This is a genomic window from Eubacterium album (assembly GCF_025336545.1).
Taxonomy (GTDB): Bacteria; Bacillota; Clostridia; order Lachnospirales; family Lachnospiraceae; genus Eubacterium_U; species Eubacterium_U album.
On record NZ_JAODBU010000007.1, the window covers coordinates 101940 to 126454 of the forward strand.

Sequence of the window (24515 nt, forward strand, 5' to 3'; positions counted from 1 at the left end):
GTAGAATATGGAGAAATTCATGAGTATTGTACAAATAATAATTTTATCAATAATAGGACTTGCAGGTGGTGGAATAATAGCAGCGGGAGTTTTTGCACTTATAACGACTACAGGCGTAATGACAAGATTTGCTGAAAAGACACATACTGCAAAATATGTAAGACAATATGAAAATGCAGTTGCTTTTGGTGCAATTCTATTTAATATATTCTGGGTGTTTGAACTAAATTATGAGGGAATGAAACTAGGAAATCAATTATTAGCATTAATAGGTTTGTGTCATGGGATATTCGTAGGATGTTTGGCAATTTCTCTGGCCGAGGCGTTAAATGCGACAGCTATATTTGCAAGAAGAATGAAGTTAGCAGTAGGATTGAGCTTTATTGTGTTAAGTGTGGCTCTAGGAAAAGGAGTTGGAGCTTTAATTTATTTTTTTAGTATGAATTAAAGCTGATGGAACGTAAATTAGTCTGATATATTACAGTAGTAGAACGACGTAATTAAAATAAATTGTAGATGGAGAAGAAAAATGAGTGGAGACAAAACAGTAAATATAAATGATGAGAAAGAGTTTAAAAATAATAGCAGTGACAAATGTGTTGGGAATGAAAATATAACAAAAGAAGAGTATAATCAATATGTTGAAAATATAACACCTTCATTTTCATTATGGAAAAATATGCTAAAAGCGTTTATTACAGGTGGATTAATTTGTCTTATGGGGCAGGTTTGGATTGAATTATTTAAATACTTTGGAATGGACAAAGAACAGGCAGTCAATTGGACAACGGTTGTATTGATAGCGGAAAGTGTAATATTAACAGGTCTCAATATTTATCCTAAGATTGGAAAATTTGGTGGAGCAGGTGCGTTAGTGCCGATTACTGGATTTGCAAATGGTGTGGCATCATCGGCAACAGAATTCGGTGCAGAGGGTCAGGTCTTTGGTATTGGATGTAAAATATTTACTATAGCAGGACCGGTTATTCTATACGGAATTTTTAGCAGCTGGGTATTAGGAATCATATATTGGATTATTAATTTAGTATGGTGATAATAATAAAAGTAATTGAGTCAAAAATAGAGAACAGTTGAAATAAAGAAAATAAGCGTTTAGATTTTAACTGATAATAAAATAAAAATGATATATTATAGAATAAAAAGACATTTTACAAGACATTTTTTAGGTAAATTGTGTTACAATAAAACTAGTAATCAGAAGAAAAATAAAGATAGAAAATATAGAATGAGTTGAGAGTTAATTTCTTATTTTAATAGTATAAACAGAATAAGAAATTAACTTGAAAAATACAAAGTAATGACGATAAATGTGATTAATGAAATAAAAAAAATAATTAACAATATTTTTAAGGATATAAAAAAGTATTATCCGCTTATAAGTTGCGTGATAATTTACATTTTTATCACATCTTTGATATTTAATGATATATGTCCAAGTAAGATATTATTTAAAATATCATGTCCGGGATGTGGACTTACCAGAGGCAGTATTTCACTTCTTACAGGGCATTTTAAAGCTGCAATGCATTATAATGCAGCAGCTGTCATTTGGGATATTGGAATTGCAATGATGTTTGTGCAAAGATATATACTTGAAAAGAAATATAAATATATGGATTATTATTGGATTGTATGTTGCGGACTAACCATAGTGTATTACATCATTAGAATGATTTACTATACACCTGCAGGTTTTCCGATTTAATATTTAAATTTACAGGAGGTTACATAATGGAATTAAAAGGATCAAAGACAGAAGAAAATTTATTAGCAGCATTTGCAGGAGAATCAGAGGCAAGAAATAAGTATACTTATTATGCTTCAAAAGCAAGAAAAGAAGGATATGTTCAGATTGCCAATATTTTTGAAGAAACTGCAGCAAATGAAAAAGAGCATGCAAAAATATGGTTTAAATTATTAAAAGGTGGAATTGGAACTACTGCAGAAAATTTAGCAGATGCAGCAGCAGGTGAAAACTACGAATGGACCGATATGTATGCAACATTTGCAAAAGAAGCCAGAGAAGAAGGATTTGACGAAATAGCAACTTTATTTGAAGGCGTTGCAGCAATTGAAAAAGAACATGAAGAAAGATACAAGAAATTGTTGGAAAATGTTGAAAAAGGTTTAGTATTTTCAAAAGATGGTGATACAATCTGGCAGTGTAGCAATTGTGGACATATATGTATTGGAAAACAGGCTCCTGAAGTTTGTCCTGTATGTGCACACCCACAGTCATATTTCCAGGTAAAAGCTGAAAATTATTAAATAAAAATAATTAAAAGACTCTCCGAAAACAAAAATTTTAAAGTGAACATAAGAAAAGCATTTTGGAATTTTTATTTAGGAGAGTTTTATTTTCGCTCCGGAATATTTTTCTGTAATAAAAAAGAAAGTAAATCTTAAGAATTTACATAAAATTTACTTAATCTTATATTGATATAATATGATAGCAAAATCAAAAGGTATAATCCAACATGAGTTTGATTATAAGTGGGTGAAAAAACTCGGAACACCGACATCAGATATTAGAGTTATAAATAAATTGTAATAATTAGGAGCGACAACAATGTATAAAATGAGTAACGGAAACTTAAATATTAAAAATAAATTTCAAAGAGATAAAAAACAGTTAATAGCAGATGTAATATTATGGATTATAATGTGCATAATTTATATTGTCTTTTGGAAGCAGAATTTAATGTATCTTAGACATAGATTTATTCCATCAAGGATTGTTATTATTACATTTCTTTTTATTGTAGGAAGTATAGGAATATTAATCAAAGACAAAATCCCACAAAAATATAATACAATAGCCTCATTTCTATTTGTAATTTTATCGGTTCCTTATAATTTTGTTATGTTAGAATATACATCACATCATAGAATATTGGATTTCTCGATAAATAAGATAATGGCTAATCTGATAATTATATCAATAATAGTATTAATAATATTTGCTATTACAAATAGCTTTAAAGCATCAATAATTGGAATAAACATAATATCAGTTGTATTTGGTCTGGTTTACTATTATGTAATAAAATTTAGAGGTACAGCGGTTTTAGCCGTTGATATTTTTTCAGCAACAACAGCAGCAAATGTGGCTGGAAATTATAATTACAGGATGAGCTACAGATGTTATTTATTTGTTATATTAACATATGTATTGAGCATTTATGTTTTGAAATTAGACAGGCATAATTTATTCAAGGGAAAGAAAAGACTTATTTCAGTAGGAATAGCAATCTTAGCAGTTGTTTGTGGTTTCTCTTTATTTATACAGAGTAGCAGATTTGATAATTCATTAAAAATTAAAATGTTTAAACCACAGGAAAGTTACAGAAAATATGGGGATTATCTGACCTTTACACATAGTATCAGATACATAAAGGGGCATAAACCGGAAGGATATTCTGAAGATAAGGTTGAACAGATTTCAGCACAATATCCCGGAATAAAAGGCAATGGTAAAAAGCCTAATATTATAATGATTATGAATGAAGCACTTGCAGATTTTTCATCAATATCAGATATCGAAACAAATGAAGATTATATGCCATTTATACATGGATTAACTGAAAATACAGTAAAAGGTGATTTGTTTGTTTCTATATTTGGAGGTGGAACATCAAAAACAGAGTATGAAGCGCTTACTTCAAATAGTATGGCATTTATGCCAAAAGGTTCAACTCCATATGTGACTTATATAAACAGAAAAACATCCTCTTTAGCTACAACTTTAAGAGCACAAGGCTATGGTGGAATGGTGGCCATGCATCCGTATAAGGGAAGTGGATATAAGCGAAACAAAGTATATCCTCTTTTGGGATTTGATAAATTTTATGATTTACCGGAATTTAACAATGCTAAAGTTATAAGAAATCATGTTTCAGATGAAGGAAATTTTGATAAAATAATTAAAGTATACGAGCAAAATAGAAAAAAGGATAAAAAACCATTTTTCTTATTTGATGTGACAATGCAAAATCACAGTAGTTATGATAGAAAATGGGACAATTTATCCGATGACATATCAACTATTAAAGATTATGGTGATGATGTAAATATTTATCTTAATCTGGTGAAAGCATCAGATGACGCTTTTAAAAAATTAGTTGAATATTTTTCAAATGTAGATGAACCTACAATGATTATAATGTTTGGTGACCATCAGCCAAAGCTAAATAATCATTTTTATGAAAATGTTGAAAAAGGATTTTCATTAGGTGATGAATATAAAATGTTTGAAAAGTATAATACTCCATTTGTAATATGGGCAAATTACGATATAGAGGAACAAACGGATGTAAAGATAAGTGCAAATTATATGGGAACAATGGTAGATGAACTTGCAGGAAATTCTATGAGCGGATATCAACAGATGGTAAACGAAATCAGAAAAGATATTCCAATAATTACTGCCGGAGGATATATAGGAGCTGACGGAAAATATTATCACACATTTGATAAATCTTCGCCATATTATGATAAAATAATGGACTATTGTTATTCTGAATACAATAATGTATTTGATAAGAAACATTTGGTAGATGAGTTTTTCAAAATAAATGATAATAAATAAAATGCATCGAAAAATATAAAAGTATATTGAATATTATTTATGTTAATACTTTGAAATCAAATATAGAATTTTTATAAAGTGGATTGTAATATGAAAGATACCTTCATGTATATTATTTTACTTTTAGGTAAAAAATAAACATGGAGGTGTTTTTTATGTATGATGTAGTAATTATTGGTGGAGGACCGGCAGGACTTTCGGCAGCTCTTTACTTGGCAAGAGCTAAGGTTAAGGCGGTATTATTGGAAAAATCAGGCTATGGAGGACAAATTGCCCTTACGCAAAAAGTAAAGAATTATCCCGGAATTTATGAAATATCAGGAAAAGATTTGGCAGACAGTATTCATGAACAGGGAGAAAGATATGGAGGAGAATTTTCTTTTGAAGTTGCCAAAGAAATAATTGATGAAAATGATAAGAAAATTGTTATTACTGATAAGAGAAAAATAGAATGTAGGGCAATAATTATAGCTACAGGCGCAGCACCCAAAAAGGCAGGTTTTGAGGGCGAAGAAGAGTTTATAGGAAAAGGAGTGTCTTATTGTGCAACATGCGATGGAAGATTTTTTGAGAAAAAAGAAGTATTTGTTGTAGGAGCAGGATATTCTGCATGTCAGGAAAGTATATTTTTAGCACAATTTGCATCAAAAGTTAATTTGATAGTAAGAAAAAATGAACTTTCCTGTAGTGGAGCAATTGTTAAAGAATTGAATGACAATTCTAAAATACAGGTATTCTATAATTCTAAAATAGAAAAAGTATCAGGAAATGATTTTGTACAGAGAGTTGGAATAATTAAAAGTGAAGCGGAATACAATGAAGAAACTATAGGAGATATAGAATACGAAAACAATAATAAAAATACAAAGGAATTTGAAGATAACGAAGGTTATGGTGTATTTGTTTTTGTGGGTTATGAACCTGAAAGTAAAATTGCTCCTAAAAGTGTTAAGCGTGATGAAAATAACTATATTTATGTCGATGATGATAAAAAAACGTCAGTTAATGGGATATACGCAGTAGGTGATGTTACACATAAAAAAATACGGCAGGTCATTACATCTGCAAGTGATGGAGTAGTAGCAGCAAAAATAATTGAAACCATTTTATTAAAATAATGAAAAATTTAGTAAAATAAGTTTACAAAATGAATTTTATGTACTAGAATACATAGAATGCAAAAGTACAAAGGCTAAAACTAATAGAATACAAGATATAAGAAAAATCAACTGTTTAGCAGAAATTGATGTATTAGGAGAGAAAACTTAATGGAAAGAAAAATGTTAGTGTTAGATATTGATGGAACACTTACAAACAGTAAGAAGGAAATTACATCTAAGACAAAGGAAGCAATAATTAAGTTGCAGAAAAATGGACACATAGTTGTTATAGCATCGGGAAGACCAACAGCAGGAATAATAGATATAGCAGATGAATTAGAACTTGATGTTTATGGTGGATTTGTATTATCTTACAATGGAGCTAAGATAACAAGCTGGAGAACAAATGAAGTTGTATACCAGCAGGTATTACCGGCAAAATATATTAGAATATTATATGATTTTGCAAAAGAAAATAATGTTGGATTAGTTACTTATGAAGATGAATGTGTAGTTACAGGAACACGTCATGATAAATATATGGAGCATGAAGCTAAGATTAATGGTATAAGAATTAAAGACGTAGCTCCATTCCCGGACTATGTAAACTTTAATGTAAATAAATGTCTTATGACAGCAGAACCTGAAAAAGCATTGGAAGTAGAAAATAAGCTTAATGAAATGTATGGAAATGAATTGAGTATATATCGTTCAGAACCGTTTTTCGTTGAGATAATGCCACAGAATGTAGATAAAGCAGCAACTTTAGATGTTCTTGTAAATATGTTAGGACTTAATAAAGAGAATACAATATGCTGTGGTGATGGATTCAATGATTTATCAATGATTAAGTATGCCGGAATTGGTGTTGCAATGGAAAATGCACAGGAAATTGTAAAAGAAAGTGCAGATTACGTTACCAAATCAAATGACGATGATGGAATTGTACATGTAATTGAAAAGTTTATTTTCAATGAAAAGAAGGCAGTATAATTATTAAATTTAGTTTATAAACAGAAAAAACGACTTTATATTGAAGTTTTTAAAGCTTACAAATAAAGTCGTTTTTTTTATAAATAGTAAATCGCATTTAATTAAAATTAGCCGATATTAATTTGTCATTCTCTTTACTTTGTCAAATTCATCGTAAATTTCCTGCTCAGGTTCAGGAGTAAGTAAACTTACAACAACAATGAATAGTGAGGCGATAATAAATGCAGGTAATAATTCGTAAATATTCCATGAACCACCGATAGGTCTAACAAGAAATTTCCATACAAATACCATAATTCCACCTGAAATCATTCCGGCAATAGCACCATATTTATTTGAACGCTTCCAGAATAATGAGAATAAAACAACAGGACCAAATGTTGCACCAAATCCCGCCCATGCAAATGAAACAATCTGAAATACAGAACTGTTAGGATTACTTGCAAGGAAAACTGCAATTATTGAGATTGCAATAACTGAAATACGGGCAACAATAATGTTTGCTTTTGCAGATAATTTAATATTAAATACACCACCAATAAGATTTTCAGTAACACTTGATGAAGCAGCAAGTAACTGTGAATCAGATGTTGACATTGTTGATGCAAGTATTCCGGCAAGAATCAATCCTGCAACTATTGCAAATAAAAGTCCGTTATTGCTTAAATGGTGAGCAATCTGTACGATAATTGTTTCAGCTTCTGAGGAAGAACCAAAACTTGGAACAATTCCATTTATAGACATGCTGTATCCTATTATACCAATTGATACTGCAATAGCCATTGAAATAACAACCCAGATTGTTGCAATTCTTCTTGATAAAGTAAGTTTTCTTGAATCTTCAATAGCCATAAATCTCAATAAGATATGAGGCATACCAAAATATCCTAATCCCCAGGCAAGAGTAGATGCAATTGACAAGAATCCATAATTTGTTGCTGAATTTGTTGTTGCATCATATAAATGAGTTAAACTTAAATATCCTGATAAATCTTTTACATTTGAATATACAACATCCATTCCACCTACAGAATTAACTCCATAGAAAAGGACGATTGCAAGTGCTATGGACATAATAATACTCTGGATTAAGTCAGTTGTACTTGCAGCTAAGAAACCACCAAGTGAAGTGTAAGCTACAATAACGATAGCACTAAAAATCATGGCTGTCATATAATCAATTCCGAATAAACGGTTAAATAATTTTCCACAGGCAGCAAAACCTGAAGCTGTATATGGAACAAAGAAAATAATTATAATAGTTGCGGAAATAAATTTTAAAATATTTGAATTATCTCTGTATCTGTTTGCAAAGAAGTCAGGTAAAGTAATAGAATTCCTTGAAACATATGAGTAATGTCTGATTCTTTTAGCAACAATTAACCAGTTAACATATGTACCTATTGCAAGTCCGGCAGCTGTCCAAAAAGCATCAGCTACGCCTGTAAAGTAAGCAACTCCGGGCAATCCCATAAGTAACCAGCTGCTCATGTCAGAAGCTTCGGCACTCATTGCTGTAACAAAAGGACCAAGCTTTCTACCCCCAAGATAAAAGTCATGTGTTGTTCGGCTCTTTTTTGTATAGTAAAAACCTATACAAATCATTCCTATCATATAGCCAATAATGGCAATAAGAATGCCAATTTCAGATGTAGTCATTTTTCCTCCTTACTGTTCAAAATTAGAACCACACGAATTAGACTAATATTCGTGCAAAAATAAATTTACTATAATTTGGTTTATTTCATTTGTTATTCGCTAGAAAATCAGAAATCTTAAGTAAAGTATAATCGTAAATTTTCATAAGCAATAAAAATGCCGTAAATAAACGCATATATTCTACTATTTTATGAAAAAAATAAGAAATTATCAACAAAAATCTACAAATAAGCAATTTTATAAACAAAATAAAGTGAATAATAAAATATTACAATGCAAATACTAATTATAGAAAAATTAATGAAATCGGGAGGAAATCAATATTATGGGAGAAATGATAGGAAAGCAAAGTGTTAAATTTGCGGAAGCCCCATATATTTTTGAGGGAGCATCTGTAGTTGGACCTAAAGAAGGAGAAGGCCCACTTGGAAAATTATTTGATGTGATTGAGCAGGATCCAATGCTTGGAAGTAAAAGCTGGGAAGAAGCAGAAAGTTTACTGCAAAAAGAAACCGTGCAAAAACTGTTGTTAAAATCAGGATTAAAAAAAGAGGATATAAGATATATTTTTGCAGGTGATTTGTTAGGACAGTTAATAGCAACCACATTTGGAATAATGGATTATGAAATCCCATTTATGGGACTATATGGTGCATGTTCAACTATGGGCGAAGGATTAAGTCTGGCAGCAATGATGGTTGCAGCAGGTTATGGAGAAAATGTAATAGCCATGGCGTCAAGTCATTTTGGAAGCGCAGAGAGACAATTTAGATTTCCATTAGAATATGGAAATCAAAGACCATTTTCGGCAACATGGACTGTTACAGGGTGCGGAGCGGCAATAGTTACAAAAAGAAAAGGATTTGCAAGAATTACAGGAGTAACAACGGGAAAGATAATTGACTATGGAGTGAAGGATGCCCAGAATATGGGGGCATGTATGGCTCCGGCGGCAGCAGATGTTATTTATAATCATTTAAATGATTTTGGAACCGCTCCTGATGATTATGACAAAATAATAACAGGTGATTTAGGATATGTAGGGCAGGCGATACTAATTGATTTGCTGAAACGAAAGGGAATAGATATTTCGAAAGTGCATATGGATTGTGGAATTGAAATGTTTGATAAAGAAAATCAGGATACTCATTCAGGAGGAAGTGGATGCGGATGTTCTGCGACAGTACTTACAAGTTATGTATTTAAACAACTGAAGAAAAAAGCGTGGAAGAAAATTTTATTTATCCCAACGGGTGCTTTGATGTCACCTATAAGCTTTAATCAGGGAAAGTCTGTTCCGGGAATTGCTCATCTTGTAGTGATTGAAAGTGTGTAATGATTTAGAAAATGAAATTGTAAAACGAAAATTAGGTTAGAAAGTGAGAAAAAATGATATTTTTAAAAAGTTTTTTAATAGGCGGAATAATTTGTGCATTAGTTCAGATTTTACTGGATAAAACAAAATTGTTACCGGGAAGGGTTATGGTTTTATTAGTAGTTTTAGGTACTATACTTGGTTTCTTTGGTTTATATCAGCCTTTAATTGATTGGGCAGGAGCAGGGGCAAGTGTACCTCTTATTGGATTTGGAAATAACTTATGGAAGGGAATGGCAGAACATATAGACAAGGATGGACTAATTGGAATATTTGAAGGAGGATTTACCGCAAGTGCCATTGGTATATCGGCAGCATTAATATTGAGCTATGTTGGTTCATGGTTCTTTAAATCAAAAATGCAATAGAAATAAATATATTTATGATTTATTTAATGTATAAAAAACATAAAATAAATGTTTGTTTTATAAAGGAAAATGTTAATAAATTAACAAACAGACGGATAAAATGAGGTGCTGACTACATTAAAAAAAGTCAATACTTTTGATTATTAAGTTTAAACGTTGAAAATAAAGGATAGAACTTAATTTGTGCTTAAAATTATCAATCATTACTTAATTTATTAAATAAAGAACAGAAGAATAGTTGAAAAAATAAAGTCTATATAATATAATTGTAGTCATGTGAATGGCATCGGAAGATAAATTTTGACGCATTTACAAGGATTAAGTAAAAATATATTAAGGAGGACTACAAAATGTCATATGTAGACGAGGTATTAGCAAAGGTTAAAGAAAAGAATGCTAGTGAACCAGAATTTTTACAGGCAGTTGAAGAAGTATTAAATTCACTTAGACCTGTAATTGATGCAAACGAGGAAAAGTATAGAAGAGAAGCTTTACTTGAAAGAATTTGTGAACCGGAAAGACAGTTTAAGTTCAGAGTTCCTTGGGTTGATGATAAGGGACAGGTACAGGTTAACACAGGTTACAGAGTACAGTTTAACTCAGCTATTGGACCATACAAGGGTGGTTTAAGACTTCACCCATCAGTAAATATTGGTATTATTAAATTCTTAGGTTTCGAACAGATTTTCAAGAATTCACTTACAGGCCTTCCAATCGGTGGTGGTAAAGGTGGTTCTGATTTCGATCCTAAGGGAAAATCAGATAGAGAAGTTATGGCATTCTGCCAGAGCTTTATGACAGAACTTTGCAAGTATATCGGTGCTGACACTGACGTACCAGCAGGTGATATCGGAACAGGTGCAAGAGAAATCGGATACATGTTCGGTCAGTATAAGAGAATCCGTGGATTATACGAAGGTGTTCTTACAGGTAAGGGACTTACATACGGTGGTTCTTTAGCAAGAACAGAAGCTACAGGATACGGATTACTTTACTTAACACAGGAATTAATGAAAGACCATGGCGAAAGTATGGAAGGCAAGACAGTAGTTGTTTCAGGTGCTGGTAACGTTGCTATCTATGCTATTCAGAAAGCTCATCAGATGGGTGCTAAGGTTGTTACATGTTCAGATTCAACAGGTTGGATTTATGATCCTGAAGGAATCGATGTAGACCTTCTTAAAGAAGTTAAAGAAGTTAAGAGAGCAAGACTTACAGAATATGCTGCTGCAAGACCTTCAGCTGAATATCATGAAGGACGTGGAGTATGGCAGATTAAATGTGATATCGCTCTTCCATGCGCTACACAGAACGAATTACTTATCGATGATGCTAAACAGTTAGTAGCTAATGGATGTAAGGCAGTTTGTGAAGGCGCTAACATGCCTACAACAATTGATGCAACAGAATACTTACAGGAAAACGGAGTTTGGTTCGTTGGTGGTAAGGCTGCTAATGCAGGTGGTGTTGCTACATCAGCTCTTGAAATGTCACAGAACAGCGAAAGACTTTCATGGACATTTGAAGAAGTTGACGCTAAATTACAGACAATCATGGTTAACATTTACCATAACATTAGTGATGCAGCTAAGAGATACGGATTTGAAGGTAACTACGTAGTAGGTGCTAACATTGCCGGATTTGAAAAGGTTGCAGAAGCTATGGAAGCACAGGGTGTTTGCTAATTAGAAAACACATTATAATGCAATAATTGACGTTATAACGTCTTAACAGGGCTATCGTGTATGCGATAGCTCTTATTAAAATCAGTAAGAAAATTAATAAAATATATACAAAGATATTGTCCTAATGCGAATAAGATAATAAGACATTTTGATGTTAACGGAAAACATTGTCTGGCACCAATAATGGATGATAAAATATGGAAAAAGTTTAGAAAAGAAATATTAAAAAAATAAAAAAAACAAAGACTGTATTTTCGATAAATTTAATATTGCAGAGTAGATACGATAATATAATCGACATCTTTATTTACGGTATCGTAACAATATTAAGTGATAGCAAAAATGCAGTCTTTTAATATATTTTAATAATATCTGTTCATAGAAAAAATGTAGTGTTTTTAATATATTAGATTTTACTGTTTTTTCTTCTTAATATGAATCTCCGGTATAGCTGTATCATAGTTTACAGAAGGCTGATCCTTAGTGGCTTTTAAAGTATCATCCTGCTTGTGTGTATGAATCTCAGGGATAGCTAAATTATCAATAGAAAGATTAAAGTCGTGTTTTTTATTAAATTTTTTTGATTTCTTAAACTCCATAATTACCTCCAAATACTTTATAAATAAATTTACAATTTTGTTATGAGAGTGAAACGTATCTTAATTCATTGATATTTAAATTTTTATAGTTAAATTTTAATACTTTGTAATCTACAACAGGTTGATGAAAAATGTAATAACAAGACTGTTAATAAAGTCTGCAAATAAACTACCAACAAGCGGAATTAACAAATAGGCTTTTATTGAAGGTGCATATCTGTCGCATAGAGCCTGCATGTTTGCCATTGCATTTGGTGTAGCGCCCATACCGAATCCACATGTTCCCGCTGCAAGAACAGCAGCATCGTAATCCTTCCCCATAATATTGAATATAACAAAATATGTGAAAAGAAAAATTAAAATAACCTGTGCACCTAAAAGCATAACAAGTGGTAATGCCAAAGATGCTAATTGCCACAATTTAAGTGTAATCATGGCTATACCTAAGAATAATGAAAGACAAATACCACCAAGGTCATTTATTTCACCCATACATATATCAAATTGGCCTGAATATTCTCCAATATTTCTTATTAAAGCAGCTGCAATCATTGCTCCAATATAAATAGGAAATGTTAAGCCTGTTTTAGTTAACATCCATGAAAAAATAGTTCCTATACCAATAGCAAGAATCAACTGATATACTGCCATTGCATACATATTTGCATGTCTTTCATGCCTTTTTTCGTCTTCGATTAAAAGACTGTCATCTTCTGCAACAACTGTGTTCAAAAGATTTTTCTTCTCAATAAGACGACGACCAATAGGACCACCGATTAAACTTCCTGCAATTAAACCAAATGTTGCAGCAGCAGTACAAATGGTTGTAGCTCCGCTAATGTTAAAATCTTCAAGTACAGGACCAAATGCTCCGGCAGTTCCGTGACCTCCTACCATTGGAATTGAACCGGTACACATTCCTATAAGTGGGTCTAAGTCAAGAAAATGTGACATCCCAACAGCAAGAAAATTCTGAGAAACAATAAGCGTTATAACTAGTAATAGGAAAATAAAAAGAGATTTACCACCACTTTTTAAAACCTTTAAATTGGCTTGAAAACCAACTGATGTAAAGAAAAATACCATACACACTTCACGAAGGGTATCATCAAACGAAAATTCGATTAATCCCGTTGAATGACATATGCATGTAAATATGGCAAATAGCAAACCACCAATAACAGGGGCAGGAATGCAAAACTTTTCCAAAAAATAAATTTTATGCTTCAAAAACTGCCCGAGTATTAAAACGACTACTGCGATGGCAAGTGTCTGATACATATCTAATTGTATATCCATAAAACTCCTTTCCTTAGACAAATTTATTCAGATTTTACTTTTATGTTGTGCTTTTTATAATATTTTACTGCACCTGGATGAAACGGAATGGAAATACCTTTAACGGCAGAAGTTTCATCGAGCTGTAAATTCACAGGAACGGAATATTGAAGATCCGCTGAATGTTCAAATAAAAATTCTGTTAAAGATTCTACAACGATGTCAGACAATTCGTTACTAGCAAGTAAAACAGCTTGAACAGCTACTGTTTTTATTTCTTCAGTTTGTCCGGTATAAGTATTCGCCGGAATTGTATAGTCAACATAAGTATCGTAAGCAGATTCAAGTTTTTTAGAACATGAATCGCTAATGCTTAAAAATTTAATAGGACATTGTTGTGCTAATTCTTCTATTATTGTTGTGCGCAATCCTGCAGTACAGAAAAATGCATCAATTTCACCGGATTGTAATTTGCCGGCGGCAGTAGTATAGTCATAATTTAAAGTGTCTACTAGTTTGTCTGATAAGCCGTTAAGTTGTAAAATTAAATTAGCAGTCTGTTCAGTACCTGAATTACTTTCACCGATGCTGACTTTTTTACCTAGTAAATCATCGATTGAATTTATGCCTGAATCATTGTGAACAACAATCTGGCAGGCTTCAGGGTATAATGCCGCGATTGCCTTGTAACCAGAACACTGGGTACTGACAAATATTCCGGTTCCGTTATAGGCATCATTAATTAAATCAGCCTGAGCAATTCCCATTTCAATATAATTTTTAGATAATAATCGTATGTTTGCAGCTGAACCAGCAGTAGATTTTACTTCAAAGTTAAACTTATCGTTTTCTTTAGTAGCAAGTTCCGTGAATGCATTTCCAAAAGTATAATACATTCCACCAATACCGGCAGAGCCAAATCGAATTTTTTCATTTTTAATGCCACAGCCTGATAACATAAGTGTTGTGAGGCTAAGTAAAATACATAAAAATTTTTTCAAATTAAAATTCTCCTTTACGTAAATTTAGGACACACCTAACTAATATTTTACAATAAAATAAAGTTAAATGGAATGAAAAAATAAGAAATAGGAAGAAAAAATAAAAAACAGGATAAAAAGAAAAGTACACATATGCGCTATTTTAATCAAATATCTTGACCAAAGTAGTAAAATGAAATATACTATATTAATACGCAAAATATGCCGTTGAAAAGAATAATTTTTGATTGATATATATATAACTTTAACGTAGAACAACAGGTACATATAATGTACCTGTTGTTCTACGTTTAGGAAAAGTTAGTTGTTGAAAACAAATATAATATGAGTCTAATTTTGATAAGTGTTAAATAATATTAAAAGAGTGCAGATATAGATGCTTAAGAAATAAATATTAGTTGTTGGTAAAAAGCATATCATTTTATAAAAGCAATATCATAATATTAGATGAAAAAATTTTTTTTAGAGGGAATAGAAAATGGTTACAGCATTGGCTAAAATTTTTTTGAAAGACGTAAAGATGAATGATTCTCAAGGAAGAAAAGCATATGGCACATTGTGTAGTGTAGTTGGAATTTTTTTAAACATATGTTTATTTGTTGGAAAATATTTTGCAGGAGTGTTAACGGGTGCAATTTCAATTACAGCAGATGCATTTAACAATTTGTCAGATGCAGGTTCATCAATAATAACATTAGTAGGCTTTTGGTTTGCAGGAAAGAAACCTGATACAGAGCATCCGTTTGGACATGGGAGATTTGAATATGTATCAGGAATGGCAGTTTCCTGTCTGATAATATTAATGGGACTTGAACTAGCGAAGAGTTCTGTTGATAAAATTATTCATCCACAGGAATTAGAATCTAGTATTTTGGCTATAACAATATTACTTATATCTATTTGTGTAAAATTGTATATGGCATTTTACAATACGGGTATAGGAAAGAAAATAGATTCAGTAACAATGAAAGCAACAGCAATAGACAGCTTAAGTGATTCCGTGGCTACAACAGTAGTATTAATATGTGTACTTGTTAATATGAAGTTTGGAATAAATATAGATGGTATATGCGGACTTTTAGTAGCAATTTTGATTATATATGCAGGAATTGGTGCGTTTAAGGATACGATATCTCCGCTTTTAGGTAAAATACCAGAGCCTGAACTTGTGGACAAAATTCATGATATTGTAATGAAACATGAATTAGTATACGGAATTCATGATTTGGTTGTTCATGATTATGGCCCGGGTAGAATGATGATTTCACTGCACACAGAAGTTCCCGGAAATGAAAATGTATATAAATTACATGACATGATAGACAATATTGAATCTGAACTACAGGAAAAGATAGGATGTGAGGCAGTAATTCACATGGATCCGATTGAAGTTGATAATCAGGTGGTTACAGATACAAGAAGTAAAGTTGAAAACATAGTTAAAAGTATAGATGAACATATGTCCATACATGATTTTAGAATGATAACAGGAGATACACATACAAATCTTATATTTGATGTTGTTGTTCCATTTTGTGTAGAAAAGAAACATGATGAAATAAAAAATAATATTGAAGAGAAGATAAGTGAACTTGATGATAAATATAGAGTTGTGATGAAAATAGAAGAAGATTATATTGGAAATTAACAAATCTGCATCAAAAGTAAAGTAAAATAGTTTGAAATAAAAATGGGAAGATATTCTGTATAGAAAATGTGTATTAATATAAAAAATAAGAGAATATGTAATAATATATATTAAAATATTAGAAACATATTTGCAAAACAGAATTAAATGTGTTACCATTTAAAGTCGACGTCAAAAAGTAAAAGTGTCTTTGTGATGTTTTTATTTTTTGACGTTTTTTGCTTTTTATAACAGAGAAAATTTATATTTATAAAAGTTTATTTTTGATTATAAAATTAATATTGAGAAAGGAAAAGTAAGGATGAAGTTTCAGGAATTAAATATATCAGATGAAATAAAGAAAGCAGTAAAAGATTTAGGATATGAAGAAGCAACTCCAATACAGGAAAAAAGCATTCCGGCAATTATGGAAGGAAAAGATGTAATAGGATTTAGCCAGACGGGAAGTGGAAAGACTGCTTCATTTGGAATACCGGCGATAGAACTTGTAGATATGACAATGAACAAAAAATTAAATCAGGTTCTTATACTATGCCCAACAAGAGAATTAGCATTGCAGGCAGCAGAAGAATTAAGAAAATTTGCAAAATACATAAAAGGATTAAATGTAGTATCTATATTCGGAGGGCAGAACATAGAAAGACAGTTTAAACATTTGCGTGAAGGAAGTCATATTGTAGTTGGAACACCGGGAAGAGTTATGGACCATATCCGCAGAAAAAGCCTTAAATTAGAACAGTTAAAGATGGTCGTGTTAGATGAAGCGGATGAAATGCTTAATATGGGATTTAGAGAAGATATTGAAACTATATTAAAGGCTACACCTGATGACAGACAGACAATTCTGTTTTCAGCTACAATGCCAAAGGAAATATTGGATATTACAAATAATTATCAGAAAAATCCTGAATTAATTAAAATAAAAAATAAGCAAATGACTGTAGACAGTATCGAACAAAGATTTTATCTTGTAGATAAAAATAAAAAGAAAAGTGCTACAGCATTGTTGCTTAGATATTACAGACCAAAACTTGCAATTATTTTTTGTAATACGAAGAGAATGGTTGATGAGTTGGTAGATTTCCTTGGAAAAAATAAATTTTTAGCACAGGGGTTACATGGTGATGTAAAACAGCAACAGCGAACAAATGTAATGAACCAGTTTAAGAAAGGTACATTTAATATTCTTGTTGCAACAGATGTGGCAGCAAGAGGAATTGATGTTAACAATCTTGATATTGTAATTAATTATGATTTACCTGAAGATAATGAATATTATGTTCATAGAATCGGAAGAACCGGAAGAGCAGGAAATGAAGGAAAATCATTTACATTAATAGATGGAAGAAAACAACTAGAAGATTTACGATACATTGAAAGATATGCTAAATGTGAAATTATTGAAAGTAAACTTCCGACAGTTGATGAAATAAAAACTCAGGATTATCAGCGAAACATTAACAGATTAAAGAAATTTATGGATAAGCACAATAGTTCAAATCAAAAAGAAATTGTTGAAATGTTAATTGAAGAAGGATATTCTTTGGAAAAAATTACTTTAGCATTAATGGATATGATGAATAGAAAAAATAATGATTATAGCGGCTTATCAGATGTTAAACCACTTGTAATTGTACGAAAAGAAAGAAAAAATAATGGTATAGGTAGAAAAAATAAAGCAGTAAAGAACAGACGTACAGAAAATGGGAAACAAACAGAGAAAGGAAGAAAGAACATATATAATAGAAAAAATAGTGAAGCAGAAAAGAAGAAATATAATGGTAAAAATAATGAATCAGATAAAAAAAGAAGAAAAAAGGGATTTGTAGAATCCGAAAATAGTAGCAGAAAATTTACAGAAAAAAAGAATAAAAAATCTGAAACAAACAAAAGAAAAAATAAACAAAAATAACGTAAAAATTTTGTAAAATAATTTATGGAAAATCTAAAACATAAAGGCTGCAAATGTTGACATAACAACCTAAAAGGAGTAACATTAATAAGTGATAATAGAATAAATGACCGAAGTAAAAATGCTGTTAGAATGAGAAATTTATGTTTCGCACTGATAGCATTTATTTTATAAAAATTATGAATTAATACGAAAATTTCAGATTTGATTAGATATAAATTGCAACGTAAAAATAATTTGTAAGGAGGTAAATTTGCAAGCTAAACAATCCGGAATGTAATTAAAGGAGAAAAATTGAAATTAGAGAATAGTAAAAATAGTCATTTAGGACGAATGATGGGGAGTTTATCATTAGGGGTGATGATATTTGCTGTTGCTCTAGCAGTATTGATGAATATACAGACGACGAGAAAGAGAGTTTCGGAACAAACTGCACAGTATATAAAGATAAGTACCATGCAGAATGAACAGATAATAGACCGTCTGTTAGTTGATGCAAAGGAAAGTATTAAATCAATAGGTAAATTATTTGGACAAATTATTGATGAGAACGGAAATGTAACAGCACATGATATAGAATCACTTAATCAGAATGTGAGCTTTGAAAGTTTAATTTATGTAAATAAGTATGGAATTGGAATTGATCAGGATAATAAAGAATACACATTTGCAAATGTAATAGCGTATTATGATGCGTTAAAAGGTGATACGGTTATAGCATTAAATCCATTAGGTAATTCTGATATGCAAAACAGAATATGCTTCTTTGCCCCGGTAGAGAAGGACGGAGAGATAGCGGGAGTATTAGTAGGAAATTTTGATGATGCAACATTAAAGAAATTTATGAATACAAAACTGTTTGGTTATACTTCAACAGCGTTTATTTGTAGTGAATCAGGAGAAATAGTTGCAAATTCAGTAGGTATTTTACAAAGAACAACATTAACAAGTTACCTTAAAGAACACAATCTGATGGATGATAATGGTATAGCGGAATTAAGAAACAGCTTAAAGAACAAAAATCAATATGCATTTGAAATACATGGTAAAAATTATGAATCAAGTGCATATATGATGAGGCTTGAAAACAGTGGTCTTATTTTAGTTCAGGCATTCCCTGTTGAGGCTACGAATAAACTGAATGCAACTGCCAATAAGGATAGTTGGAGACTTGTAACTATTTTAGCGGTATTTTTCATTATTTATTTAATAGGAACGGTTGTGTTTAATGTAAAAAAACAACGTAATATAATGAATGAAAAAGAATCTGTTGAGAATATTGTAACTGCAATAACGCAGATGTTTGATAGATTTATTTTAGTAGATTTAGATGAAGATAAATACGAATATATAATAGAAGATGAAAATAAAAAGCTACCCGGAATCGGATTTGAAGGTAGTTATGGCGATATCCTTCAGAATATATTTAGCAAATGTTTTAAAAATGATGAAAAGCATACATCAGTAGATACGATGTTGCAAAGAGAAAAACTTATAGAACAATTAGATTTTGGAAAAGATAGTTTTAGCCTTGAATATTCAGAAGAATTTGATACAGATAATGAATTTAGATGGACAAATCTGGCTGTTCTTTGTGTAGAAAGAAGAAGAGGTGTACCTACAAAGGTATTAATGGCATCTCAGGACGAAACGGAACTAAAGAAAAAAGAAGTCCGTGATCAGGAAGCACTTAGAGAAGCGTATCAGGCAGCAGAAAATGCAAGTAATGCAAAAAGTGATTTCTTATCAAAAATGTCTCATGATATAAGAACTCCTATGAACGCCATTATTGGAATGACGGCTCTTGCAGGAAGTTATATAGATGATAAAGACAGAATGTTAGAATGCTTAAAGAAGATTACTTCTTCAAGCAAACTTTTGCTTGGATTAATCAATGAAGTTTTGGATATGTCCAGAATTGAATCAGGTAATATTAAACTTGTGGATGAAGATATTGAGTTATCAGTATTGCTTGAAGACGTCCTTGAATTGGTAAAGGGCGATGTGAAAAATAAGAATCTTGATTTGAATGTGTCGATAGAAAATATGAAGCATGAAAAGGTTATAGGCGACAGTATTCGAATACAGAAGATATTTACCAATATTATAAGCAATTCAATTAAGTATACTCCAAATGGAGGAAAAATTAGTATTACGGTAAATGAAAAACCTACACATAGCAAGTCAACGTCCTGTTTTGAATTTATATTTGAAGACACAGGAATTGGTATGTCTAAAGAATTTGTCAAGAAAATATTTGTCCCATTCGAGAGGGCAGAGGACAGCCGAATTGATAAGATACAGGGTACCGGTTTAGGAATGGCTATTGTTAATAATATAATTCACATGATGGGAGGAGAAATTCAGGTTGAAAGTGAAATAAACAAAGGTTCCAGGTTTACCGTTACAATGGTTCTAAAGTTACAGGATGATAAAGAGGAAACAGATAAGGAATTAATAAACTTAAAGGTTTTAGTTGTTGACGATGAAAAAGTTGTATGTGATTCAACGTGCAAAGTTTTAAATTCTATTGGAATGAACAGCGAAGGTGTTACAACAGGAAAAGAAGCCGTTACAAGAGTTGTTGAAGAACATGAAAAGAATGATGATTTTTATGCAGCTATAATTGACTTGAATATGCCGGAAATGAACGGAATAGAAACAACAAAAGAGATAAGAAAAGCTGTTGGAAAAGATGTTCCGATAATAATTATGTCGGCATATGACTGGAGCGATATAGAAGAAGAAGCAAAAGCAGCCGGTGTTAATGCATTCATTTCTAAACCGTTGTTTAAGTCAAGGCTTACGACGACATTTAAGCAATTGCTTAATAATAATCAGGAAGAAGAGAATCCGCTATCTGTACTTAAGAATGAAGACTATAGTAATCGTAGAGCACTTGTAGTTGAAGACAATGAACTTAATGCAGAGATTATGAGAGAAATGCTTAATATGACTGGAATCAAAGTAGACCGTGCAGAAAATGGTAAAGTTGCAGTTGAAAAATTGGAAAGCGAACCTGAGAATTATTACGATATTGTGTTCATGGATATACAGATGCCGATTATGAATGGATATCAGGCTGCAGAAGCAATTCGACAAATGGATCAGAGAAAAGATGTTCATACAATTCCAATTATAGCAGTAACAGCGAATGCGTTTGTGGAAGATATTCTTACAGCAAAAGCAGCAGGAATGAATGAACATATAGCTAAACCTGTAGATATAAAAGAATTAGATGAGATACTACAAAAATGGCTGTAGATTAGCTTATAAGAAAAATTAAATACGGTTTATAGTATCATTTAATACATAAAAATGCGTAGTGTAAATTGAAACACTACGCATTTTTATTTGTATATTGTAAGACAAAGTTTATAAACTTAATTTTCAAATAAAACATTGTTTTATTTGTGGTTCTTTGTTTATTATTCTTTAGCACCATTAGAACCGGAAGAGCCATCATTTGAGCTACCGGAACCGTCTTTAGCATCATCAGAACCTGACGAATCAGAAGAACCACTTGAAACTGAAGTCTTTCTGTCAGCAGCATTGTCAGCAGCATTTGCCGAGCCAACTGTTACAGTCCCTGAGGTTGTTGCTTCTGTAGATGATTCGTTAGTAGTCTTTTTAGGAGTACCATAATGATAACTACATTTATTTGTTGGTGCAGTATCTTTTGAAAAATACTCTGTATAAGTATGAGGACATACGCCTTCGATTGCTAATGCACCTGATGATGAACAAAGAGTAACTTCTTCAACATCATCACTCATTTCAAAATCCTTAACTTCATAGCCTTTAACCTGATCAATTTGGCTCATAATTTTTGACCATAATCTTTCATGATATGCTTGGTCGGAACCAAGTTCTTTGTTTTCATCATATCCTGTCCAAATTGATGCAGTAAGATATGGTGTATATCCGCAGAACCATAAGTCGTAAGCACTTGAAGTTGTTCCTGTTTTACCTGAAACAGGCATTCCGTCTGTAAGCGCACATGCTTTACCTGTACCTTCAGTAATAACACTTGTCATTCCCTGAGTTAAAAGTGAAGCAGTAGATGACTTAAGAACTGTATGTGTAGTAGGAGTAGTATTGTCTAATAATATTCTTCCGTTACTATCAACTACTTTTGAATAAAATACAGGTCTTGTATAAGTTCCCTGATTTGCGATTGTTGCATATGCAGCAGTTATTTCCAAATTAGTAATACCATCAGTAATACCACCAAGTGCTAAAGGCTGTTGAATATCAGAAACAACTGAGCCGTCTTTTTCAGTTCTGTTTTGAACTAATGTTGTAAAACCAAAATTTAATAAATAATCAAAGCCAAGTTGCGGTGTAATTTCTGTAAGTGTTTTTACGGCACATACATTCATGGAATCAGCTATAGCCTTTCTGACTGTAACAGTACCACGGTAACCACTATACCAGTTTTTAACAGGACGTCCATTAGAATAATTAAAAGGTTCATCCTTTATTTTAGTAGTTAAAGTATATCCCATTGTATCAATTGCCGGTGCATAGGTTGATAAAACTTTAAATGTTGAACCCGGCTGTCTTGTTGATTGAGTAGCACGGTCAAGACCTAAACTAACCTTCTTAGAACCTCTTCCACCAACAATAGCTTTAACGTATCCTGTATATTGGTCCATAACTGTGAATGAAGCCTGAGGTTGAGGAGTGTAATATAAAGTTTCATATTCAACATCATCATCAGCTAATCCATCAGGATATAAATATTTTTTATATTGTTTTACACATTCTTTTGCAGCTTCTTTTGTTGAAAAAATTAATTTAAAAGAAGATTCGTTCAAAAGAACTTTGTGATAATAATTGATGTAACTTTCTGAATAGTTTTCAGTTGTTCCATCAGCGTGCTGAATTGTCCATGCCCAGTTAATGGAATAAGAAACTGTATTGGGATAGTTTTCAGCGTTTGATAATTCTTTATTGCAAATTTTTTGGATTTTTGAATCCTGAGTAGTGTAAATTTTTAAACCACCACTATATACGGCGTTATAAGCCTGAGTATAAGTATAACCTTTTTGTTCCTGTAAATCGCTCATAACCTGAGAAACCACTTCATCAACAAAGTAAGAGTAAACATTGTTGCTCTGAGTAATCTGATTATCTACAGACTGAATACGACTGTATACATCATCTTTCATAGCCTCATTATATTCATCTTTAGTTATATGACTGGCATCTAGCATATTTTTTAGAATTTTCTTCCTACGTTTAGCGTTAGCCTTCGGGTGATATATAGGGTTGTAAGCAGCCGGATTCTGTGTGATTCCGGCAATTACGGCACATTCTGATAAAGTTAAATCACTGACATCTTTATCAAAATATCTATGGGAAGCAGCCTGAACTCCTAATGTATTAGAACCAAGATTGATTGTATTCAAATATGTTTCAAGGATAGTTTCTTTTTTAGTAACTTTTTCAAGTTGAATTGCAAGATACTGTTCCTGAAGTTTACGTTTGACCTGATCACCTAAAGTTTCCTCTGAAGTCCAATCAGTAAAAACATTATTCTTTAAAACCTGTTGTGTAATAGTGCTTGCACCTTCGGAAGGGTTTAAAGTTGTAATTGCTACAACAACAGCTCGTCCGATACCCTGAATATCAATACCGTTATGTTCATAAAAACGGGCATCCTCAGTATCGATAAAAGCCCATTTTAAATTATCAGGTACCTGATCAATTGAAACCTTTATTCTGTTAGAACCGGAAGTGACAAGTTTTGCAATTTCCTTTTCTTTATTATTATAAACAGTTGTTGAATAAGAAGAAGGTACAATTGATACATCTTGAATATCAGGTGCAGCATCAATAATTCCACGAACAATACCAAAAACAAGGGCACATCCCGTTATACATATTAAAAGCAAAATGTATAATAAAATCTTGAAAAATACCACTAAACTCTTTTTTGAAAGACGTTGACCGGTTGAAACAAGATTCTTTTGTTTAGATATTGTTTCTCTATAACCATAGTTCATAAATAATCCTCCTATCCGCTACATTATAGCAAAAGTATATATTTTTATAAAGTAAAAAAGAAAAATATAAGACAAAATTCATAAATTTATCGAGAACAATGTTGAAATATAAAATATTACCTATTAAAATATACCTAAATAATTTAGAAAAACACCAAATCCTTTTTGAGACGGATGGCATATTTAATTAAAAAACGCTCGCGCTGCTTGACACTCGTAGCGGTTCTAAACCTCCATCTCATATTTTCCTTAGGACTTATGTTCCTAAGAAAAATAT

The 24515-nt window shown here is 31.7% G+C and carries 18 protein-coding genes; 13 read left to right on the forward strand and 5 right to left on the reverse strand.

Annotation, left to right across the window (positions count from 1 at the left end; genetic code table 11):
* Positions 1–19: 19 nt before the first annotated feature.
* The 7 genes from N5B56_RS08080 to N5B56_RS08110 all read left to right on the forward strand — a co-directional run bounded on the left by N5B56_RS08080 (position 20) and on the right by N5B56_RS08110 (position 6702).
* Positions 20–448: a stage V sporulation protein AB gene (locus N5B56_RS08080; protein ID WP_158562653.1), complete on the forward strand. Its 429-nt coding sequence runs from the start codon at positions 20–22 to the stop codon at positions 446–448.
* Between the two features lie 81 nt (positions 449–529).
* Entirely contained in the window at positions 530–1054 is a 525-nt protein-coding gene (locus N5B56_RS08085) for a SpoVA/SpoVAEb family sporulation membrane protein (RefSeq protein WP_117909682.1), read from the forward strand.
* Between the two features lie 276 nt (positions 1055–1330).
* Positions 1331–1726, forward strand: a complete 396-nt coding sequence (locus tag N5B56_RS08090; RefSeq protein WP_158574515.1) for a DUF2752 domain-containing protein — start codon at positions 1331–1333, stop codon at positions 1724–1726.
* 26 nt (positions 1727–1752) lie between these two features.
* Positions 1753–2289, forward strand: coding sequence for a rubrerythrin (rbr, locus tag N5B56_RS08095; RefSeq protein ID WP_022088324.1), 537 nt, complete (start codon positions 1753–1755; stop codon positions 2287–2289).
* A gap of 301 nt (positions 2290–2590) precedes the next feature.
* The gene (locus N5B56_RS08100; protein WP_260978706.1) at positions 2591–4609 is read left to right on the forward strand and encodes an LTA synthase family protein; all 2019 of its coding nucleotides are present in this window, start codon (positions 2591–2593) and stop codon (positions 4607–4609) included.
* A gap of 155 nt (positions 4610–4764) precedes the next feature.
* Complete coding sequence (locus N5B56_RS08105) at positions 4765–5727, forward strand: NAD(P)/FAD-dependent oxidoreductase (protein ID WP_260978707.1); 963 nt, start codon at positions 4765–4767, stop codon at positions 5725–5727.
* A gap of 150 nt (positions 5728–5877) precedes the next feature.
* A complete protein-coding gene (locus N5B56_RS08110) occupies positions 5878–6702 on the forward strand; it encodes a Cof-type HAD-IIB family hydrolase (RefSeq protein ID WP_022088327.1) in 825 nt (274 codons plus the stop codon).
* Positions 6703–6819: 117 nt separating this feature from the next.
* On the opposite strand, the gene putP is transcribed toward N5B56_RS08110, so the two are convergent.
* Positions 6820–8361: a sodium/proline symporter PutP gene (gene putP / locus N5B56_RS08115; RefSeq protein WP_118565465.1), complete on the reverse strand. Its 1542-nt coding sequence runs from the start codon at positions 8359–8361 to the stop codon at positions 6820–6822.
* Between the two features lie 325 nt (positions 8362–8686).
* On the opposite strand from putP, the gene spoVAD reads away from it, so the two are divergent.
* The 3 genes from spoVAD (at position 8687) to gdhA (ending at position 11789) form a co-directional block, all read left to right on the forward strand.
* A complete protein-coding gene (gene spoVAD / locus N5B56_RS08120; protein WP_022088329.1) occupies positions 8687–9697 on the forward strand; it encodes a stage V sporulation protein AD in 1011 nt (336 codons plus the stop codon).
* A 53-nt stretch (positions 9698–9750) separates the two neighbouring features.
* Positions 9751–10104, forward strand: a complete 354-nt coding sequence (locus tag N5B56_RS08125) for a SpoVA/SpoVAEb family sporulation membrane protein (protein WP_022088330.1) — start codon at positions 9751–9753, stop codon at positions 10102–10104.
* A gap of 350 nt (positions 10105–10454) precedes the next feature.
* A complete protein-coding gene (gene gdhA, locus N5B56_RS08130; protein ID WP_117909671.1) occupies positions 10455–11789 on the forward strand; it encodes an NADP-specific glutamate dehydrogenase in 1335 nt (444 codons plus the stop codon).
* Positions 11790–12202: 413 nt separating this feature from the next.
* Here gdhA and N5B56_RS08135 read toward each other — a convergent pair whose 3' ends face one another.
* The 3 genes from N5B56_RS08135 to N5B56_RS08145 all read right to left on the reverse strand — a co-directional run bounded on the left by N5B56_RS08135 (position 12203) and on the right by N5B56_RS08145 (position 14667).
* The gene (locus N5B56_RS08135) at positions 12203–12388 is read right to left on the reverse strand and encodes a hypothetical protein (protein ID WP_022088332.1); all 186 of its coding nucleotides are present in this window, start codon (positions 12386–12388) and stop codon (positions 12203–12205) included.
* A 111-nt stretch (positions 12389–12499) separates the two neighbouring features.
* Positions 12500–13687 (reverse strand): sodium/glutamate symporter, encoded by a 1188-nt coding sequence (gene gltS / locus N5B56_RS08140; protein WP_117909669.1) that lies wholly within the window; start codon positions 13685–13687, stop codon positions 12500–12502.
* A gap of 23 nt (positions 13688–13710) precedes the next feature.
* A complete protein-coding gene (locus N5B56_RS08145; RefSeq protein WP_243053243.1) occupies positions 13711–14667 on the reverse strand; it encodes a TAXI family TRAP transporter solute-binding subunit in 957 nt (318 codons plus the stop codon).
* A 478-nt stretch (positions 14668–15145) separates the two neighbouring features.
* Here N5B56_RS08145 and N5B56_RS08150 point away from each other — a divergent pair, with 478 nt between their 5' ends.
* The 3 genes from N5B56_RS08150 (at position 15146) to N5B56_RS08160 (ending at position 21491) form a co-directional block, all read left to right on the forward strand.
* A complete protein-coding gene (locus N5B56_RS08150; RefSeq protein ID WP_260978708.1) occupies positions 15146–16315 on the forward strand; it encodes a cation diffusion facilitator family transporter in 1170 nt (389 codons plus the stop codon).
* A gap of 301 nt (positions 16316–16616) precedes the next feature.
* The gene (locus N5B56_RS08155) at positions 16617–18227 is read left to right on the forward strand and encodes a DEAD/DEAH box helicase (protein WP_022088336.1); all 1611 of its coding nucleotides are present in this window, start codon (positions 16617–16619) and stop codon (positions 18225–18227) included.
* A 294-nt stretch (positions 18228–18521) separates the two neighbouring features.
* Positions 18522–21491: a hybrid sensor histidine kinase/response regulator gene (locus tag N5B56_RS08160; RefSeq protein ID WP_260978709.1), complete on the forward strand. Its 2970-nt coding sequence runs from the start codon at positions 18522–18524 to the stop codon at positions 21489–21491.
* Positions 21492–21655: 164 nt separating this feature from the next.
* On the opposite strand, the gene N5B56_RS08165 is transcribed toward N5B56_RS08160, so the two are convergent.
* Complete coding sequence (locus tag N5B56_RS08165; RefSeq protein ID WP_260978710.1) at positions 21656–24238, reverse strand: transglycosylase domain-containing protein; 2583 nt, start codon at positions 24236–24238, stop codon at positions 21656–21658.
* Positions 24239–24515: the final 277 nt, after the last annotated feature.

Coding starts and splice junctions, on each gene's coding strand:
- N5B56_RS08165 (WP_260978710.1), bottom strand. CDS start 24,238: ATGAACTATGGTTATAGAGAAACAATATCTAAACAAAAGAATCTTGTT.
- spoVAD (WP_022088329.1), top strand. CDS start 8,687: ATGGGAGAAATGATAGGAAAGCAAAGTGTTAAATTTGCGGAAGCCCCA.
- gltS (WP_117909669.1), bottom strand. CDS start 13,687: ATGGATATACAATTAGATATGTATCAGACACTTGCCATCGCAGTAGTC.
- N5B56_RS08155 (WP_022088336.1), top strand. CDS start 16,617: ATGAAGTTTCAGGAATTAAATATATCAGATGAAATAAAGAAAGCAGTA.
- N5B56_RS08105 (WP_260978707.1), top strand. CDS start 4,765: ATGTATGATGTAGTAATTATTGGTGGAGGACCGGCAGGACTTTCGGCA.
- putP (WP_118565465.1), bottom strand. CDS start 8,361: ATGACTACATCTGAAATTGGCATTCTTATTGCCATTATTGGCTATATG.
- N5B56_RS08100 (WP_260978706.1), top strand. CDS start 2,591: ATGTATAAAATGAGTAACGGAAACTTAAATATTAAAAATAAATTTCAA.
- gdhA (WP_117909671.1), top strand. CDS start 10,455: ATGTCATATGTAGACGAGGTATTAGCAAAGGTTAAAGAAAAGAATGCT.
- N5B56_RS08080 (WP_158562653.1), top strand. CDS start 20: ATGAGTATTGTACAAATAATAATTTTATCAATAATAGGACTTGCAGGT.
- N5B56_RS08150 (WP_260978708.1), top strand. CDS start 15,146: ATGGTTACAGCATTGGCTAAAATTTTTTTGAAAGACGTAAAGATGAAT.
- N5B56_RS08125 (WP_022088330.1), top strand. CDS start 9,751: ATGATATTTTTAAAAAGTTTTTTAATAGGCGGAATAATTTGTGCATTA.
- N5B56_RS08085 (WP_117909682.1), top strand. CDS start 530: ATGAGTGGAGACAAAACAGTAAATATAAATGATGAGAAAGAGTTTAAA.
- N5B56_RS08110 (WP_022088327.1), top strand. CDS start 5,878: ATGGAAAGAAAAATGTTAGTGTTAGATATTGATGGAACACTTACAAAC.
- N5B56_RS08135 (WP_022088332.1), bottom strand. CDS start 12,388: ATGGAGTTTAAGAAATCAAAAAAATTTAATAAAAAACACGACTTTAAT.
- rbr (WP_022088324.1), top strand. CDS start 1,753: ATGGAATTAAAAGGATCAAAGACAGAAGAAAATTTATTAGCAGCATTT.